Raw genomic sequence first — 17,400 nt, 5'->3', positions numbered from 1 at the left:
ATTCTTCTCAAACGAAAAGTGCCGCTGCGATACTGTCAGCAAGTAGTTTTCCGCTTTTGCTCAAAGATAGGTTTTTATCCTCCCATACTAACCAGCCTTCCGCATCCATTTGGGCTAGAATTAATTTTTTGTCGGTCAAAAGATCCTGATTAAACTCTCGGTGAATTACTTCAAAATCTATCCCCCAAAGCGTCCTCAATCCTGTGAGTAGGTATTCATTGAGCCGCTCATCTTCCGTGAGGTTATCCACCGCGAACGGAATGATGGAGTTCTCCAAGGTCTTGAGGTATAGAGAATTATTGGAGGGATTTGCGCCTCTATTTTTCCCATCAAATGAATGTGCACTCGGTCCAACTCCCAAATAAGGCACGCCTTTCCAATAGTTGGTGTTGTGTAGGGCAAACTGATCGGGCAAGCCAAAATTGGATACTTCGTATTGGATATATCCGGCTTTAGCAGTGAGCTCTTGAAGAATTTCAAATTGCTCGGCCACAAAATCCTCCTCAGCAGGCTGGAATTGACCTTTTCGAGTCCAGTTTCCAAGGGCAGTTTTGGGTTCAACAGTAAGTGCGTAGCTAGAGATATGCCCTGGGTTTTGATAGATAGCTTCAGTAAGATCTCTCTTCCAAAGGCCATGATCTGCCTGTGGAAAGCCATAGATCAAGTCCAGGCTGAATTTTTCAAACCCAACCTTTCTTGCTTTATCAATCGCCGATTTCGATTCCGCTGCAGTATGTGCTCTATTGTAGAATTTCAATACTTGCTCATCGAAACTCTGAATCCCGAGACTGAGCCTATCAATACCAAGCGATTTCCATGAGTTGAGATAGTCCACACTTAGATCATCAGGATTTGCCTCTAGGGTCACTTCTGTCCAGTCTGACTGGTAGGACTTGGCTATCTGATCTAGGATTTTCTCAAGGAGTCTTGGGGGAAAAAGAGAAGGAGTACCGCCCCCAAAATAAATCGTTTCAATGGGCTGACTTGACAAATAATCCGCTCGCATTAGTAATTCCCTACAGATCATGTCAGCCATTTGATCCATTCTGTCTAACGTGGTACTGAAGTGAAAATCGCAATAATGGCAAGCTTGCCTGCAAAAAGGAATGTGTATGTATATGCCAGCCAATATGAATTCTATTATTTTGCAAATATAATCAATCCCCGCCAGCCCATTGAAAAGCTCCTTATTGGCCTCTATCCTTTTTTTCCTTATAGGAGGAGTGGTTTGCCAAGCTCAAAGTGGCTATTGGGTCAAATGGTCAAGTGATGATCCGCCATCGAAAGTGGATTGGCAGGCTTTTGATTCCAAAACTGCGGGAGATCAGTTTCTGGATTCCATTCAAAACACTTTTCAGTATGAAGGATACCTCGGCGTAATATTTCATGCAGAAGAAGTAGGAAGCGATTCCCTTAAAGTAGATTTTGAACTTGGAGAAAAATATTTCTGGGAAAAAATCTCATTGGGGAACGTACCCGTTGAATTAGCCAAATCCCTACCTACATTCTCACAGGAATATCGCGTGGCTTACCAGTGGATGGATCAAGTGATCCAAGGGGCAGAAAATAATGGATTTCCTTTTGCCCAAATAAAACTAGATAGTTTGCAGCGAGATGGAACTGCCTTATCCGCGGTTTTTAACTATGACGCTGGGCCGTTGATTTTGTGGGATTCTGTGAAAGTAGCCGGTGATACCAAAACTCAAGAGCGTTACCTTCAAAACTTGACGGGGATTCGGCCTGGCACGCCATTTTCTCAAAAGCAACTAGATGAAGCAAACCAAACCCTCAGGAGGTCTCCTTATTTTACACAGATTCAGTCACCGCAAGTTGATTTTCAACTGAAGAAAGCACAGCCTAACTTTTCGCTGCGCGATAGAAACACGAATGTGCTTGACGGGATTATAGGTTTGCTACCCAATGCAAATGAACCTGGTAAGATGCTGATCACGGGACAGCTGGATCTGCAGTTATATCACCTTGGGGGAAAAGGAAGAGATGTTGCAGTGCATTGGCAGCGTTTGAATGTAGCTACTCAGGAGTTGGAAATTTCTGCAAAGGAAGCTTTTCTATTTAATTCCCCCTTGGACGTCAGTGTGGGTTTTAATCTGTATAAACAAGATTCCACTTTTTTAAATCGCTTTTTTAGTCTGGAATTTGGGTATCATATTAATAGAAATACCGCCTTAAGTTTTTTCACCAGAAGACAAGCTAGTGATGTATTAAACACAGAGGACTATATAGAAGCGATTGAACTGCCTGATGTAGCCGACTATCGCTGGAATCAATATGGGATAGGGTGGAATTGGAACAAGCTAGATTCGCCCTATTTTCCGAGGCGAGGATTTCTCGCCATAGGTGAATTTGCGGTCGGCAACAAAAAGATTATTGAAAACACAGGCTTTCCGCCAGAGGTTTATTTAGGAGTAGATTTGAATACACCACAATACCTTGGAAAGGCACAGGTAGAAAAGCATATTTTCATCAAACCTAGCTGGGGAATGTGGCTCAGGGCAACTGGGGGTTTCGCTCAAAATGAAAACTTGTTGGTCAACGATTTATTCAGATTGGGTGGATTGAAGAGCATCAGAGGCTTTAATGAAAATTACTTTTATGCAAAGTCATTTGGCTACCTAAACATGGAGCAGCGTCTTTTTTTTGGAGATAATTCTTTTCTCATGGTTTTTGCAGACGTAGGGATTCTGGAAAACCCATACCTTGCAGCTTCAATCGATCACCCGGTCTCATTTGGCTCAGGAATCAATCTAGATACAGGCTCAGGAGTATTTCAATTTATATACGGAGTCGGGAAGTCTAATTTACAACCTTTACAATTCTCCTATTCCAGGATACATTTTGGCTACTTAGCCAGATTTTGAGTATGAAAAAATTGATCTTCAAGTCAATAGTTATCTTCTCACTGATTTTTGCAGTGGGAAATCAGGTCTTTGGGCAAGTATTGGAAGATTATCACTCAAACTGGCAAGAAGGTGAGCGGGAGACTTGGTTTAGCTCAAATGATCGATTAATCCTTGACTTGGATCTGAATGCGTTTCCATTAGCGTATTTTTCCTTTGAGTTTCCTGATCATTCGGTAGTTTTTATGGGGGAAAAGCTCTGGTTTTTCACCGAACAGGACACGGCATTTACCACTCAAGTGGGGGCACTACAGCAAGAGTTTTTGGGAAATCAGGTTAAGCTTACCGTATTTAAGAATGGCATATCTTCAGATAAAGCGAGCGTCAAAAAACTGGTAAAGGATGAATCATTTATTGATACTGCTACGGTAGAGGATGGATTACTTGCAGTAACAAGGAACTGGGATAGGCAGAGTATCCGTGATTTTTTTGTGATCGGACTGCTTGCTTCTTTTTTGATGATTGCTTTGTACAAACTTGCCTATCCATTTATTTTTGCGATGATGATCAAACCTGTGTCCTTACTGAACGCAGAAGATTTTTCTGAAAGTGGGAGTTTGCAGAAGTTTTTCTCTTTAGATATTCTGTTTTATGTGTTTATAGTGAATATGCTTTTGTCACTAATTATGGTGACAAGCCTAGCCGTATTTCGTCAGGAGTGGTTAGAAGCAAGGCTGAATTTGAGTTTTTCTACATTAATATTCCTGTGGAGTGGAGGTACGTTGATTTTATTGTTGCTCACCATTTTTAAGTTCACATCGATTAAAATCTTAGCACATTTATTTGATTTGGGAAAATTGGAGTTTGCTCATTTCTTTTATTTGCTTCGGCTGGTGGTAATTGTCACGATAGGATTGGTATTGGTATGTACATTCTTTTTGCTTAATGATTTTTCAAGGATTGAAATGGCTTTGGAGCTGTCATTTACAGGTTTTTTCTGGTTGTATGTGTTAGGGATTCTCGGATTGTTCTTGATTATGGTGAATAAACTAGGCTTTAAGAAATATCATTTATTTACTTACCTTTGCATCGCAGAATTAGTGCCCTTTTTAATCTTGGCCAAATTGGTGCTTGATTTAGGGCATTAATTCCAATAAACACCAAAAGGAATAATAGAAGCATGAGCGTAGTTACCAAAGACAGGTTTAGACCAGTAAAAAGTATTCTAGTATCTCAACCAGCCCCTGCGGGTGCAAATTCTCCCTACGTACAGTTGGCGGAGAAGTATAATTTGAAGATAGATTTCAGACAGTTTATCAAGGTTGAGCCAGTAGTGCCAAAAGAATTCCGTAAGCAAAAGATTGATATTTTGAAGCATACGGCAGTGATATTCACCAGTCGGAATGCCATAGATCATTTCTTTGCTATTTGTAAGGATTTCAAAATCGAAATGCCAGCTGACATGAAGTATTTCTGTATTTCTGATCAGACTGCTCATTACCTTCAGAAATACATAGTAATCCGTAAGCGAAAATTATTCGTAGGTCAGAAGACAGCACAGGATTTATTTGATTATTTCAAGAAGCACAAATCAGAGAAATATCTATTCCCATGTTCTGACATCCGCAAGGATGATATACCCGAGTATATGGAAAAGAATGGGATCGCCTTTACAGAGGCAATTATTTACCATACCTTGGAGGCAGATTTATCAGATTTAGCTGACGTGAAATATGATATTCTTGCCTTTTTCAGTCCATCAGGAATCAAGTCATTGAAAACGAATTTCCCGGATTTTGAACAAGGTAATACTAGAATTGCTGCCTTTGGACCAACTACTGCGCAGGCGGTACGAGATTTAGATTTGATTTTGGATATTGAAGCACCTATGCCAAATGCTCCAAGTATGACAGGTGCATTGGAGCTTTATATTAAAAAGGCGAATAATTTGTAAAACATAGAATCAAAATCTGTGGTTTTTCAGTTTAAATTCTTACAATAGTTATCACTTTGGACGAAACCACTATAAAATGATTCAAAAAGGCCATTCTAAAAGCTTTTTGAGATATTCGATTCTCTTACTGTTCTTTTTTGAGATTTCTTCGCTGATGGCCCAGCAGGATCCTCAATTTACCCAATACATGTATAATGGCATGTATTATAATCCAGCGTTCGCTGGTAAAGATGGTGGGTTTAGATTTTCTGCCTTGCATCGTTCGCAATGGTTGAATTATACGACCAACTCCGGTCAAGGAGGTGCACCAGTCACACAACTATTAACCGCACAGGGTCGTCTTAATGGTAAGAATATAGGTTATGGTCTTACGCTTGTCAATGATCAAATTGGAGCGACTGGTAATTTGGAGATCAATCTTCAGGGGGCATATCACAAAACCTTGAATCGGGCTACTTTGAGTCTTGGTGCTTATGTGGGTATGTACTCTAGTTCAATAGATTATGGAGAGCTCATTGTGGTAAACCCGGAGCCAAATTTGCCAAATTCAGGGAAAGAGAGTCAGCTCAACTTTAACGTAGGAGCGGGTTTGTTATATGACAGCAGGAATTACTATATAGGATTGAGTAGTCGTCATATAAATGAGCCAAATTTTGATTTTGGAGATGGATCGTTTGAAAATCAATTGAAAAACCACTCCTATTTATTACTAGGATATAGAATTAGACCAGTAGGACAATTGGCCATTGAGCCTAGTCTCTTGTTAAAAACAGTGTCCTTCAATAATTTTTCCTATGAAGTGAGCGTTATGGCTACGCTACAGAATAAGATAAGTGGAGGAATTGGATTTAGAGGGGATGAGTCAATGTCTTTCATAGTAGGCTATAGTCTGTTAAAGGATAATTCTCTCAATTTGGGTTATGCTTTTGATTTAGTGATCAGCGGTCAAGAGTCTAAATCTCCTACAAGTCACGAACTTATGCTGCGTTATACCTTATCAGATGTGAGTAGAGAAGTACAGCGTGTAATTCAAAGAACACCTAGATTTAGATTTTAATAGTTATAAAAGAGTAAATATGTGTAGTGTTAGTTTGAGATGTTGCGGTTAACTATACCCCATATTTTGGCAGGTTATTTGCATTATTGTGCCAAATTCAGCTAAATTTCGAATCTTGAAAATACTTTACACTACGTAAAAATTTGATGCACGAAAAAACGTCATTTATGTATAGAAAAATTAATGTTCGCTTACTGTCCACAACCCTTGGTTTGGCATTAGTGATACTTTTGCCGAGTTGCGGTCTTTTTAGCAAGAAGGGTTCAGCTAGCGAAAAGATGAACAGAAGAGGAGAGGTGACGGGTGTTCCCAAACGGGAAAGCTGGCAACAAAACCTTCCTTATGACATGGTTCCAGTGAAAGCCGGTACTTTTTGGATGGGACAAGCGGATGAAGATATCGCGTTTACTCAGTCTGCTTTGAACAAGCAGATTACTATCTCTGAGTTTTTCATGGACAAATATGAAGTGTCCAATAACAAATACCGCCAATTTTTAGAATCTGTAAAAAGCGGAACACTTGAAACCGGTACACCAACTACTTTGAAGGATCCCCCTCAATTAAATTACGATGAGCTTAGACCTGACACCACCGTTTGGTCAACAAGTTTTGCATATCACTATGGAGATCCTTTAATGGAGTTCTATTTTGACCATCCTGCGTTTGACAATTATCCAGTGGTCGGAGTGACCTGGGATCAAGCGAGAAAATACGGCGAATGGAGAACTTATCACATGAGGGCCAATGACGAGAGTGATTTCGATGGTCCGGCTTTTGAACTTCCATCAGAAGCAGAATGGGAATATGCTGCCAAAGGAGGTAAGGAAGTTGCCAAGTATCCATGGGGTGGTCCATATTTGAAAAATAAGAGAGGCTGTTTGATGGCAAACTTCAAACCGGGAAGAGGTAACTATATCGATGACGGTTTTGCCTATACTGCTCCAGTTGATGTATTTGCTCCTAATGGTTATGGTCTATATAACATGTCGGGTAACGTCGCTGAGTGGGTGTTAGATGCTTATGCTACTACTTCTAGCTCTATTACTTGGGATTTGAATCCAGTCTATGAGGATCCAAATGAACCAAGAAAGGTAGTCAGAGGAGGAAGCTGGAAGGATATAGCCCATTTCTTGGAGACTAGTACAAGAACTTACGAATACGAAGACGTCGCTCAAGCTCACATAGGCTTTAGAACTAAAATGACATTTATTGGTCGTTCAGGTTCTATGGACGTCAAAAGTTCAACAAGGAGAAGACGATAATTTATTTCAAAAAACAATCAAAACTACCTAACATCTAAATTACATCATTTCACATGGCTAGTAACAGCAACTCATTCTCAGCAAAATTTTATTCCAGCATAATGCCAAAAATCTATGGTATTGGTGCTGCTGTAGTTATTCTCGGCGCAATGTTCAAGATCTTGGATTTGCCTTTTGCGAATCTTATGATTGGAGTAGGATTGAGTACTGAGGCATTTATATTTTTTCTTTCTGCTTTTGAGCCTCAACATAAGGAAGTTGATTGGTCCAAAGTTTACCCTGAGCTTGCAGGTGATGCTCCTGCTGCTCCAAGAACACAAAGAGTAGTAGCTGCTGGTGGTGACCAAATTTCTCAGAAACTTGATGAAATGCTAGCTAACGCCAAAGTAGGTCCTGAATTGATAGAGAGCCTGGGTAAAGGAATGCAAAATCTTGCTACCTCTGCTCAGAAAATGGGCAACCTATCTGATGCTGCAGTAGCTACTAATGAATATGCAACTAATGTAAAGTCAGCAGCTAAGACTTTGGTGGACATGAATGCTTCCTACAGCAAAACAGCAGCTGCTTTGACAGAAATGTCTTCAGCTTCTCAAGATGCTAAGGCTTACCATACCCAGGTTGTGACAGTGACTAAGAATCTTTCAGCGTTGAATTCAGTCTATGAGATGGAATTACAAGATGCAAATAGTCATGTGAAGACATTGAATAAATTCTATGCAAACATGACTGCTGCTATGGAAGGCCTAACTGAAGCAGGTAAAGAAACCCAAGCATTTAAAACAGAATTGTCCAAATTGAACCAGAACGTCAGTTCATTGAATAAGATCTATGGTGGAATGCTATCCGCTATGAAAGGTTAATTTCTCTTCAATTCATTTTAAAATTCCATTAAAACTTAAAAATGGCAGGAGCTAAAGAGACACCTAGACAGCGGATGATTGGTATGATGTACTTGGTATTGACGGCCTTATTGGCCCTCCAAGTAAGCAACCAAATCCTCCAGAAATTTATATTGATCAATGACGGGATGGAAAGAACTTCCAAAAACTTCATTGGTAAGAACGTATCCACGGTTGAATCAATCGCCTATACAGTGGAGCAACAGGGTAATAAGGAAGTTGATGTTCCTAAAGTGGCAGCAGCTCAGGAAGTGAGAGACGCCACTAAAGAAATATATGACTATTTAGAAGGTTTAAAGCAAGACTTGATTATCCAGTCAAAGGCAAAGAATGATGAGGGTAATTTTGTCAATGCAAACCTAAAAAATACAGAAATCACAGGTAACCTGTTTGCTAATAATGGCAAAGGGGAAGAGATGAAGGAAAAGTTGAATGCTTATCCAGAGCAGGTTTCAGCAATTTTGACAAAAATCGGGTTTCCTGACATGCAATTCCAACCGATAGCAAAAGATGCAAAAGATATTGAGCTTTTTGCTAATGATCGCGAGGTGAAGAATAAGGATTTCGTCGCTCTAACCTTTGTCAAATCTCCAGTAGGAGCAGTTATTGCGCTTATTTCGCAGTTTCAAAATGAGGTTTTGAATATAGAAAGTGAGTCTTTGAAAGCTATTCAGAATTCAATAGGTTCTTTCTTTTTCAAAGCTGATGTGACTGAGGCAAGAATTGCAGCGTTATCTAATGTGGTAGCAGCAGGTACAAAATTCGAGGCCGACATGTTTATTGCATCTAGTTCCACTTCAGCAGCACCTACGATGACTTATGATGGTCGTTCGGTTCCAGTTGATGCCAAAGGATTTGGTAAAATTGAATTTACCGTAGCTCCAGCCGGATCTTATGACGAGAGAGGGCTAGCTAAAAGAACAATCAAAGGTGAGATCATCACAAGTGTGGGTGGAGAAGATAAAGTACTTCCTGTGGAATATGAATATTTTGTCGCTCAGCCAGTGATTAAAGTTTCTTCTGAGGTAGTTCAACAGCTTTATGCCGATTGTGCAAATGAATTGCTTATTGAAGTTCCGGCATTAGGTAACACCTATTCTCCTGAATTTACAGTAAGCAATGGTAACTCCATTAAAGGAAGTAAGCCAGGACAATTAACCGTCATTCCAGGAGCTTCAGGTAAGGTGAATATCGGAGTGAGCAGTGGAGGAAATAAGATTGGTACCGTAGATTATGATATCAAACCAGTTCCTGCTCCTTCTCTAGTTCCTGTGATCTCAAATGGCACTGAACTCGACTTGAGCCAGGCCCAAGCAATCAGTTCACTTATGAGTATGAAGTTGCTAGCCAAAGCTGAGCCTACATTTGCTAGGACAATGGCTAAGGATGCTACTTTTGAAGTGACTGGTGGTGAAATGAGGTTATTGAGAAATGAAGTTCCAAGACAGACAGTTCAAATCTCAAGTGGTAATAATCTTGCGATGCGTTCCCTTCTGGAAAGTGCAAAAGCTGGTGATGTTGTCGTATTTGAAGTAAGGCAAGTAACTAGAACGAACTTCAGAGGAAATAAAATTCCAACTGAATTAAGACAAGTTGTCCCTATTAGAGTCAAATAAAATTGATTTGGGGATTAAGATAAACTACTAATTATGAAAAAGTTTCTTCCAAAATTAATCTTATCCCTGCTGATAGCAGCAGGATTAGCTCCACTTACTAGTGAAGCTCAGATTGCTGCAACTAGCGTGAACCCATCTGGATTTGGCGATCGTCAGTTTGATATGGATACCATTTATTCTGCTAAGAGAATTAGAGAGGACGATAAAATGTATCAAATTGGGGTGTGGAGAAGAATTGATCTTCGCGAAAAGTACAATAAACCACTCTACGGGGCAGGCGATACAAAGGCAAACGGAATTATCAATCAAATTTATGACGCTATCGTAGAGGAGAATGCTTTAGAAGTATTTGCCGATGAAGAGTTCACTCAACCTCTTTCTATCGCTGAGTTTCAGGATAATTTTTGGTTGAACGCTACTGGCGACAGTATATTTTCTAAGCAGTTGTACTACCTTGATTTCAGGGAAGATTTCGTTTTTGACAAGCATCATTCTGACATGGTATTTGACATTAAGTATCTTGAATTGGTCATGCCATCTGAGACTAACTCTAATGCTGGTCAAAAAACAATCGCATTTATTCGATACAAGGATTTCTATAATCATTTTAAAGATCATCCGGAGGCAAGATGGATTAATTTTCAAAACATTGCCAAAAGCTTGACCTATGATGAGGCTTTTGAAACGAGATTGTTTCGATCTGTAGTTAGGAAGTTTACTAATTCGGAGAATGCGTTGATTGCAGATCTCATAGCTTATGATCATCCTAATCCTGAAATGCAAGCTTATGTAGATGCACTTGAATTTGAATACAAGTTGTTAGAATACGAAAACGCTCTTTGGGAGTGGTAAATATCAAAAAGGGGCCTAATCAGCCCCTTTATTTTTTTCCTTCCAATCCATCAGTTTTCTTGCTCGGCTAGTGCCAACCACCGCAGCAATTTCCTCTTCACTGGCTTCATAAATTTTCTTTACGGATCTGAAGTGACTCAACAGATTATCGGCAGTACTTTTTCCTATGCCCGGAATAGCTGTCAGTTGGGTTCCAAATGCATTTTTGCTTCTCACATTTCTATGAAACGTAATCGCAAACCGGTGAGCTTCATCCCTAATACGTTGGAGTAATCTAAGGCTTTCAGATTTTTTATCGATGTGAATAGGGTAGGAATCCCCAGGAAAATAGATTTCCTCCAATCGTTTAGCGATACCTATGATAGGCATCTGACCATAAACACCCAATTCCTTTAATGCTTCTACTGCGGATGACAATTGCCCTTTACCTCCGTCTATCACGATCAGTTTAGGTAAGGACTTGTTTTCTTCCATTAATCGCTTGTATCGTCTGCCTACAACTTCCTTCATGCTTGCAAAGTCATCAGGTCCTACTACCGTTTTGATATGATAGTGGCGGTATTCCTTCACTGCAGGTTTTCCATTTAGAAAACACACCATACTTGCCACGGGATTAGTGCCTTGAATATTGGAATTATCAAAGCATTCGATGTGATCAGGAATATCTGGAAGGCTTAGATCTTGTTGAAGCTGCCTGATTACTCTATCTTTTTTGTTTTGGTTCAGACCTGATAACAATGCTTTTTCCTTTTTGTAGAAGAAGGCGTTTTTAACAGATAGCTCTATGAGTTTTTTCTTATCTCCAATTTTCGGTACAAATATATTTAGGCCCTCTATAGGTTCTGTCAATTCTACATTCAGCAATACCTCTTCCGCATCACTTTGAAATTGATCTTGAAGTCGGATTAAGGCCGTAAGAAGTAGCTCTTCATCTGATTCATCCAGTCTCTTTTTGAGTTCCACATTCTTCGAGGTGATAAGAGCTCCATTCTTTACACGCATGTAGTTGACGAAGGCATTTTTTTCGTCAGACACAATTGTACACACATCCAGGTTGTTGATAGAAGGACTTGCTACTAGAGATTTTGCCTGGTACTTTTCCAGTGAGTCAAGCTTTTCCTTCATTTTATGCGCCTTTTCATATTCAAGGTTCTCCGCATGTAGCTGCATCTCTTGTTTGAAATAGGATTTAGCAATCCCCAGATTTCCCTTCAGAATATGCTTCGCTTGCTCAACGTCCTTAAGATAGGCTTCTTCTTTTTGTAGTCCCACACAGGGACCTTGACAATTCCCAATATGATATTCTAGACATACTTTATACTTACCTTCTGCCACTTTATAGGGTGATAGATCAAGTTTGCATGTTCTGATGGTAAACAGTTCACGAATAAGATCAAGAACAGTGTTCATTGCTCTTACGCTTGCAAATGGGCCAAAGTAGGTGCCTTTCTTAGGAATCATTTTCCGGGTTGGGTATATCCTCGGGAAATTTTCTTTAGTCAAGAGTAAGTAAGGATAAGTCTTATCGTCGCGAAGTAGAATATTGTATTTGGGATGGGACTTCTTGATGAGATTATTCTCAAGCAAAAGCGCATCAAATTCAGTGTTTACTAAAGTGATTTCTATGCGACGAATCTCTTTGACCATTTTTCTGGTCTTGAGATTTACTCCAGAATTTTTGTTGAAATAACTTCCTACCCTTTTTTTGAGGCTTTTGGCTTTGCCAACATAGATTAATTCATTTTCCTCATTGAAATACCTGTAAACGCCTGGCTGGTCAGGAAGGCTGAGATGATCAGTGGGTAAAAAAGAAGATGACTCCATGGCTTAAATTAAAAAACAGCCTTTGATAAAGGCTGTTTTAGAAGTTGATTTATATTTTTTCTAGAAATCGTTTTTCTTAGCGTCATAATCAAAATCAGCAAAGCGCTGACTTTCTTTTTCATAAACATCGCAATCAATCTCTATGCTCAATGGGCGATCAGGTCTAGGGAAAGGACCTTTGGTATATCCTAAGCTTTCATCTGCATATACTTTGATCATATAATTCTGCCAAATCGGCCTGGCAGTTCTACCTCCTTGACCATCAATCCAGCTTCTGAAGTGAATCGCTCGATCATCTCCTCCTACCCAAACACCACTCACCAAATCCTTGCTAATTCCCATGTACCATCCATCAGATGCATTCTGAGTAGTTCCTGTTTTACCTCCCAGTTCCATGCCTTGTCTTAAGTCCCAGTTGACACCCTGGCTGGTTCCGCCGCTTTCTTCAAAACCACCTCTCAACATGTAGGTCATCAAGTACGCGTGTTCCTCACTCATGGCAGGTCTCTTTTTTGGAGTGAACTGCTGGATAATATTTCCATTCTTGTCTTCAATCCTATCGATATAGAATGGTGTAGTATGCTCACCTTTGTTCACAAAAGTGCCAAATGCACCTACCATCTCGAAGATTGAGACATCATTCACACCTAATGCCAATGCAGGAACTTCCTCCAAGTCGCTGGTGATTCCCAATCTTCTTGCGGTCTCGACCACTATTTTAGGACTCAATTTTTTCATCATGTAAGCCGTGATGGAGTTAACGGATTCTGCCATCGCGTGCCTGATAGTCATCTTCTCATAGGAGAATTTTCCGTCTGCATTTGAAGGACTCCAAGCTGGCTGTCCAGGGATGTACACTTCCACCGGCTGATCGATCACGCTATAGCATGGACTGTATCCATTTTCAATCGCAGCTGCATAAACAAATGGTTTGAAAGTAGAACCTGGCTGTCGCTTAGCTCTAAGTACGTGATCGTATTTAAAATACTTGTGGTCTATTCCCCCCACCCAGGCTTTAATCTCCCCAGTGTGCGCATCCATGCTCATAAAGCCCGTCTGAAGGAATTTTTTGTAATATCTCATGGAATCCATAGAACTCATCAAGGTGTCTATTTCGCCCTTTTCCCATGAGAACACTCTCATTTTTTTCTTCTCATTTAGCTTAAGATTGATAGAGTCGGTATCGTTACCATAGCGTATTTTCAGTAGCCTATAAGCTTCCGTTCTTCTCACAGCATCTTCGATGAAATTGGGAATCACTTTAAAACTTTCATCTATCCAAGGATCTCGATTTCCCATTTCCTTGTAGAATTTTGCCTGAAGGCTCTTCATGTGGTCGGCCACTGCTTCTTCAGCATAGCGCTGCATGCGGCTATCAATAGTCGCATAAATCTTCAATCCATCCCCATAAAGGTCGTATGCAGTTCCATCAGATTTTAGATTCTCTTTAGTCCATTTTACCAGATCTGCTTTTACAATTTCCCGGAAATACGTAGCCAAGCCTTTATTTTGGTTGGCAACACTGTAATTCAATTCGATTGGTAATTTGGCCAATGAGTCAAACTCCTCGTTGGAGATCATGTCATTATTTCTCATTTGGGCCAATACTGTATTTCTCCTGCGAAGGGAATTCTCAGGATTATACACAGGACTATAATAGGTAGGGGCTTTGAAAAGGCCCACCAATACGGCTGCTTCTTGAGTGAATAATTCTGAAGGTTGCTTATTGAAAAATGTTTCTGATGCAGTTTTGATTCCAAAGGCATTTGAGCCATAATCAGATGTGTTCAGATAAAGCGTTAAGATTTCATTCTTAGTGTAAGCTTTTTCTAATTGAGTAGCCACTATCCATTCCTTAGTCTTTACGATTAGCATTCTCAATCCTGGAATGGAGCCCAGTAAGCCAGTACTTTCGTCTGTCCTCGTTTTAAATAAATTTTTGGCAGTTTGCTGACTCAACGTAGATCCCCCTCCTGCATCCTGTCCTAATAAGATGGACTTGACGAATACTCGCATCATCGCACGCATATCTATACCTGAATGATCGTGGAATCGGATATCTTCGGTGGAAATAAGCGCATTCACTAGGTTTGGCGATAGCTCCTCATACTTAACTGGACTTCTATTTTCTCGCTGATATCTTCCTAGCAAAAGCCCATCAGTAGAATATAGTTCTGATGCAATTTGGGTATCCGGGTTTTCCAAAGCTTTGAAATCAGGGAGTGATCCAAATAGCCCCAGGAAATTGATGCTTACCATCCAAACAAAAAGAATGAAACCTAAAAAACCTGCTATAAAGGCTATCCATAGGAATTTAATGGTTTTGGCTACCCAAGTGGAAGTTTGGGGTTTTGCTTTGTTACTCATAGTTTATTTATAAGCGGACTTGAAAAAAGTCCTGTATTCTTCTAAATTTTTACTTTTATTCAATACCTGGAAATTTTCTATAGAAACCACAAAAGATTCTGACTTGACCTCTTCAGATAGTCCCTCGGATTGGAATTCTTTTTGAAACTTACTGTAATACTCTTTTGCTTTTGAGGCATTGGAGAAAGGACTAATAATGTAAATCGCATTCTCCCGGTTCATGTTCATATTGCCTGTTCTCAGTCTCTCCTTACTGAAATTGGCAGAATGAAAGCTGTCCAAATCAGCTAATAGATTTTTAGCTCCCTCTACTTCTGCAGGTTCCATCACTAATACAAAGATGTGCGTAGCATTTTCGGCATAGGTATAGGGAGACTCTGCGAGTTCATTTTCTCCATTTTCTCCTACCAATTCTCCTGCTTCCACTGCGGTGGAATCACTTGCATCTATGTCTTTAGGATTCAGTGCTGCTAGTTCAGCTTGAGACAGCATTGGTTTTAGCATAATCCTTGCCAATTCTACGAGGTTCTCGTCTTGAGTATTCTGGATGTAATTCTCCAATCGCTCTCTATACCTCACCCGAGTATCAGTTTTGCCGGTGACCATGATATCCAATAGTATCAGGCGCTCGGTATTTCTGGTAAGAGGATAGGCTTCTAAAGCAGATTTAATAATGGTTTTACTGTGTTGGTATTGTCCCTCGTAATACGCATTGTAGGCTTGTTCATACATTTTTGAAGATTCTACATAGGCCAAATTCCCTGAAGCAGCATCTGGGTTATTGACAGAAAAAGTGTATTGTGAATCTGGGAATTCTCTATTGAGACGGCTGACATATTGCTGGGAATTTCCTCCCAAATCTTTTTGCCCTAAAAACAATAAGTAATAGCCTTCAGGCTTCCTTGATGAATTAGGATATTCTCTGACCAAAGTCTCGAGGTAATCTACACTCTGTGCCGTTTCCTTCAACTCGAAATAGAGAAGTTTGCCAAGTTCAAAATAAGACTCCTCCAATTCGAGATTTAGCGTTTCGATTTCTGCTGGTGAACTGGGGATCTGAGCTAGAAGGGCTTCTATGCTTGGTAGTTGACTCACTTGACTTTCTGACGCGGAAGAATCATTTTCTGTAGGTTCTGGGATTGTTGCTTCCGTACTTTGAAAGCTAACGGCACTTCTTCGCCAATTGTCCTGTAACGGTCTAGTGCCATAGGTTCTCCTGAAGTCAATAGCTCCCTGCTGTATGGCTACACTGTTGTCGAAATAGAAAGTAGATCCACTGCCTCTATCAGAGAAGGCTAGAAGATTGTCAAAAATACTGGTGCTTTGTGGTTTTTGGAGAGCTGCGGCCTCTGTGAGAAGGCGTTCTTCTTCTGATTGAATAAAGCGCTCCGCTACTAGCTTCTGTTCCTCGGGAGATAGTTTGGCTAAGGTCAACAAGCTATCATTGCTTTGAATTCTCTCCAGGTGAAACACGTATTTGTCCAAAGACTCTTTTTGGCTAGCGATTTCTATCGCTATGGGATCAGCTTCATTTATATAGGTGAGTGCAGAATCTAAATAATACTTCGTGGCGCGATAATCTTTGAATTCGGCTAGGTTTATCTCAGCTAGTTGCTGGTAGATGTAGCCTTTTATCCTCGGGTTACTTCCGGGTTCTTTTGCTGCTTGGTGCAGAAGGTCCAACGTGAGCTCTGTGTCGCCTTGTTTCCTTTCAAAAAGTGCTCGCTCATAGATGACTACATCTTTTAGATCTTTGTTTTTTGGATCATTATAGAGATCATCATAGTATTTGCGGACTTTCCGAAGATCTTTCGATGCATTGAGTTCTGCCACTTGCTGGGCATAGAGTTGGGCATAAAAACTACGCTCATAGGGTGGGTTGCCACTGAGAGATTTCTCATAATATTCATAGGCTAGCGGATCAAAGCCTTCTCTTTGGTAGCGCTGAGCTAGTATAAAATTGATTCTAGATTCTTCTTTTTTGTCTTGTGAATATTCAATTGCCTTATCCAAAGCACCAATAACCCCACTTCGGTCTCCTCTTTTTTCATAGTAGTAGGCTAATGTCCTGTAAAGTTCATAGCGGTTTTTCTCTGAAATTTCCTTTTCCTTGGACAAGTAGTCGATCGTAAAATTAGCATTCTCAACTTCCCCCTGATCTACATATAATCTCAGCAAAGTTATCAGCGTCTGATGTCTTAGGTCGGGGCTGCTTGAGTTTACGTTGATGTATTTGAACGTATTCTGGGCATCATCGAAGTGTGACTCGTAATAATCCAGCTTGCCTAGAATGTAATAGCTATCATCTACCCATTTGCTGATTTTATGCCATTCGATCGCCTTAGAGGCTAGCTCGCGGGAAGATTGAAGTTTTTCAGCGTTAGCCTGAATAGTAGCCGAATCCATGGGGATAAATACGGGTAGGACTTGGGTATAATCTTCTTTGTAGTTTTGAAAAACTTCGGTTTCTACCTCCTGCAATTTCACATCCGCTAGGTAATAGGCATTGTAATGTGCAGTCACATTATGAAATGTTCTGTTGGTAAAGGTGTTGCGCTCGGAAGAACATGCTGCGCTAAAAAGTAAAAGGACTATTGCTAGTCTAGAGAATGATTTCATGCGTTGATTTGCCCAATTCAATTAGCAAAATAGGTTTTTTGCTTTACTTAGTGAACGAATTTGAAGGTGTATTATTTGGGACCTGCCATGGC

General features: G+C 40.2%; 12 protein-coding genes. 8 read left to right on the top strand and 4 right to left on the bottom strand.

Annotated features, from left to right (window positions below):
• Nucleotides 1-7: 7 nt before the first annotated feature.
• On the bottom strand, nt 8-1,129 hold the full coding sequence (gene hemW, locus ABJH64_RS04910; protein WP_348277204.1) for a radical SAM family heme chaperone HemW: 1,122 nt from the start codon (nt 1,127-1,129) through the stop codon (nt 8-10).
• A 46-nt stretch (nt 1,130-1,175) separates the two neighbouring features.
• Here hemW and ABJH64_RS04905 point away from each other — a divergent pair, with 46 nt between their 5' ends.
• The 8 genes from ABJH64_RS04905 to gldN all read left to right on the top strand — a co-directional run bounded on the left by ABJH64_RS04905 (nt 1,176) and on the right by gldN (nt 10,498).
• The gene (locus ABJH64_RS04905; protein WP_348277205.1) at nt 1,176-2,879 is read left to right on the top strand and encodes a BamA/TamA family outer membrane protein; all 1,704 of its coding nucleotides are present in this window, start codon (nt 1,176-1,178) and stop codon (nt 2,877-2,879) included.
• A gap of 2 nt (nt 2,880-2,881) precedes the next feature.
• On the top strand, nt 2,882-4,006 hold the full coding sequence (locus ABJH64_RS04900; RefSeq protein WP_348277206.1) for a DUF4271 domain-containing protein: 1,125 nt from the start codon (nt 2,882-2,884) through the stop codon (nt 4,004-4,006).
• Between the two features lie 32 nt (nt 4,007-4,038).
• Complete coding sequence (locus ABJH64_RS04895; protein WP_348277207.1) at nt 4,039-4,812, top strand: uroporphyrinogen-III synthase; 774 nt, start codon at nt 4,039-4,041, stop codon at nt 4,810-4,812.
• Between the two features lie 76 nt (nt 4,813-4,888).
• A complete protein-coding gene (locus ABJH64_RS04890; protein WP_348277208.1) occupies nt 4,889-5,869 on the top strand; it encodes a type IX secretion system membrane protein PorP/SprF in 981 nt (326 codons plus the stop codon).
• Between the two features lie 167 nt (nt 5,870-6,036).
• Nucleotides 6,037-7,131, top strand: a complete 1,095-nt coding sequence (gene gldK / locus ABJH64_RS04885) for a gliding motility lipoprotein GldK (RefSeq protein WP_348277209.1) — start codon at nt 6,037-6,039, stop codon at nt 7,129-7,131.
• A gap of 101 nt (nt 7,132-7,232) precedes the next feature.
• A complete protein-coding gene (gene gldL / locus ABJH64_RS04880; RefSeq protein WP_348334385.1) occupies nt 7,233-7,991 on the top strand; it encodes a gliding motility protein GldL in 759 nt (252 codons plus the stop codon).
• 41 nt (nt 7,992-8,032) lie between these two features.
• Nucleotides 8,033-9,646 carry a gliding motility protein GldM gene (gene gldM, locus ABJH64_RS04875; RefSeq protein ID WP_348277211.1) on the top strand — a complete coding sequence of 538 codons (1,614 nt, stop codon included), beginning with the start codon at nt 8,033-8,035 and terminating at the stop codon, nt 9,644-9,646.
• A gap of 33 nt (nt 9,647-9,679) precedes the next feature.
• Nucleotides 9,680-10,498: a gliding motility protein GldN gene (gldN, locus tag ABJH64_RS04870; RefSeq protein WP_348277212.1), complete on the top strand. Its 819-nt coding sequence runs from the start codon at nt 9,680-9,682 to the stop codon at nt 10,496-10,498.
• Nucleotides 10,499-10,513: 15 nt separating this feature from the next.
• Here the strand turns inward: gldN and uvrC are convergent, their stop codons facing one another.
• Genes uvrC through ABJH64_RS04855 form a run of 3 tightly spaced genes read right to left on the bottom strand, consistent with a single transcriptional unit; the run spans nt 10,514 to nt 17,308 of the window.
• Complete coding sequence (uvrC, locus tag ABJH64_RS04865) at nt 10,514-12,322, bottom strand: excinuclease ABC subunit UvrC (protein WP_348334631.1); 1,809 nt, start codon at nt 12,320-12,322, stop codon at nt 10,514-10,516.
• Nucleotides 12,323-12,382: 60 nt separating this feature from the next.
• On the bottom strand, nt 12,383-14,689 hold the full coding sequence (locus ABJH64_RS04860) for a transglycosylase domain-containing protein (RefSeq protein ID WP_348277214.1): 2,307 nt from the start codon (nt 14,687-14,689) through the stop codon (nt 12,383-12,385).
• Between the two features lie 3 nt (nt 14,690-14,692).
• The gene (locus tag ABJH64_RS04855) at nt 14,693-17,308 is read right to left on the bottom strand and encodes a gliding motility protein (protein WP_348334629.1); all 2,616 of its coding nucleotides are present in this window, start codon (nt 17,306-17,308) and stop codon (nt 14,693-14,695) included.
• Between the last annotated feature and the right edge of the window lie 92 nt (nt 17,309-17,400).

Origin of the sequence: Algoriphagus sp., from assembly GCF_039969895.1 — a bacterium.
Classification (GTDB): Bacteria; Bacteroidota; Bacteroidia; order Cytophagales; family Cyclobacteriaceae; genus Algoriphagus.
This window is presented reverse-complemented; position numbering and strand designations above follow the sequence as displayed.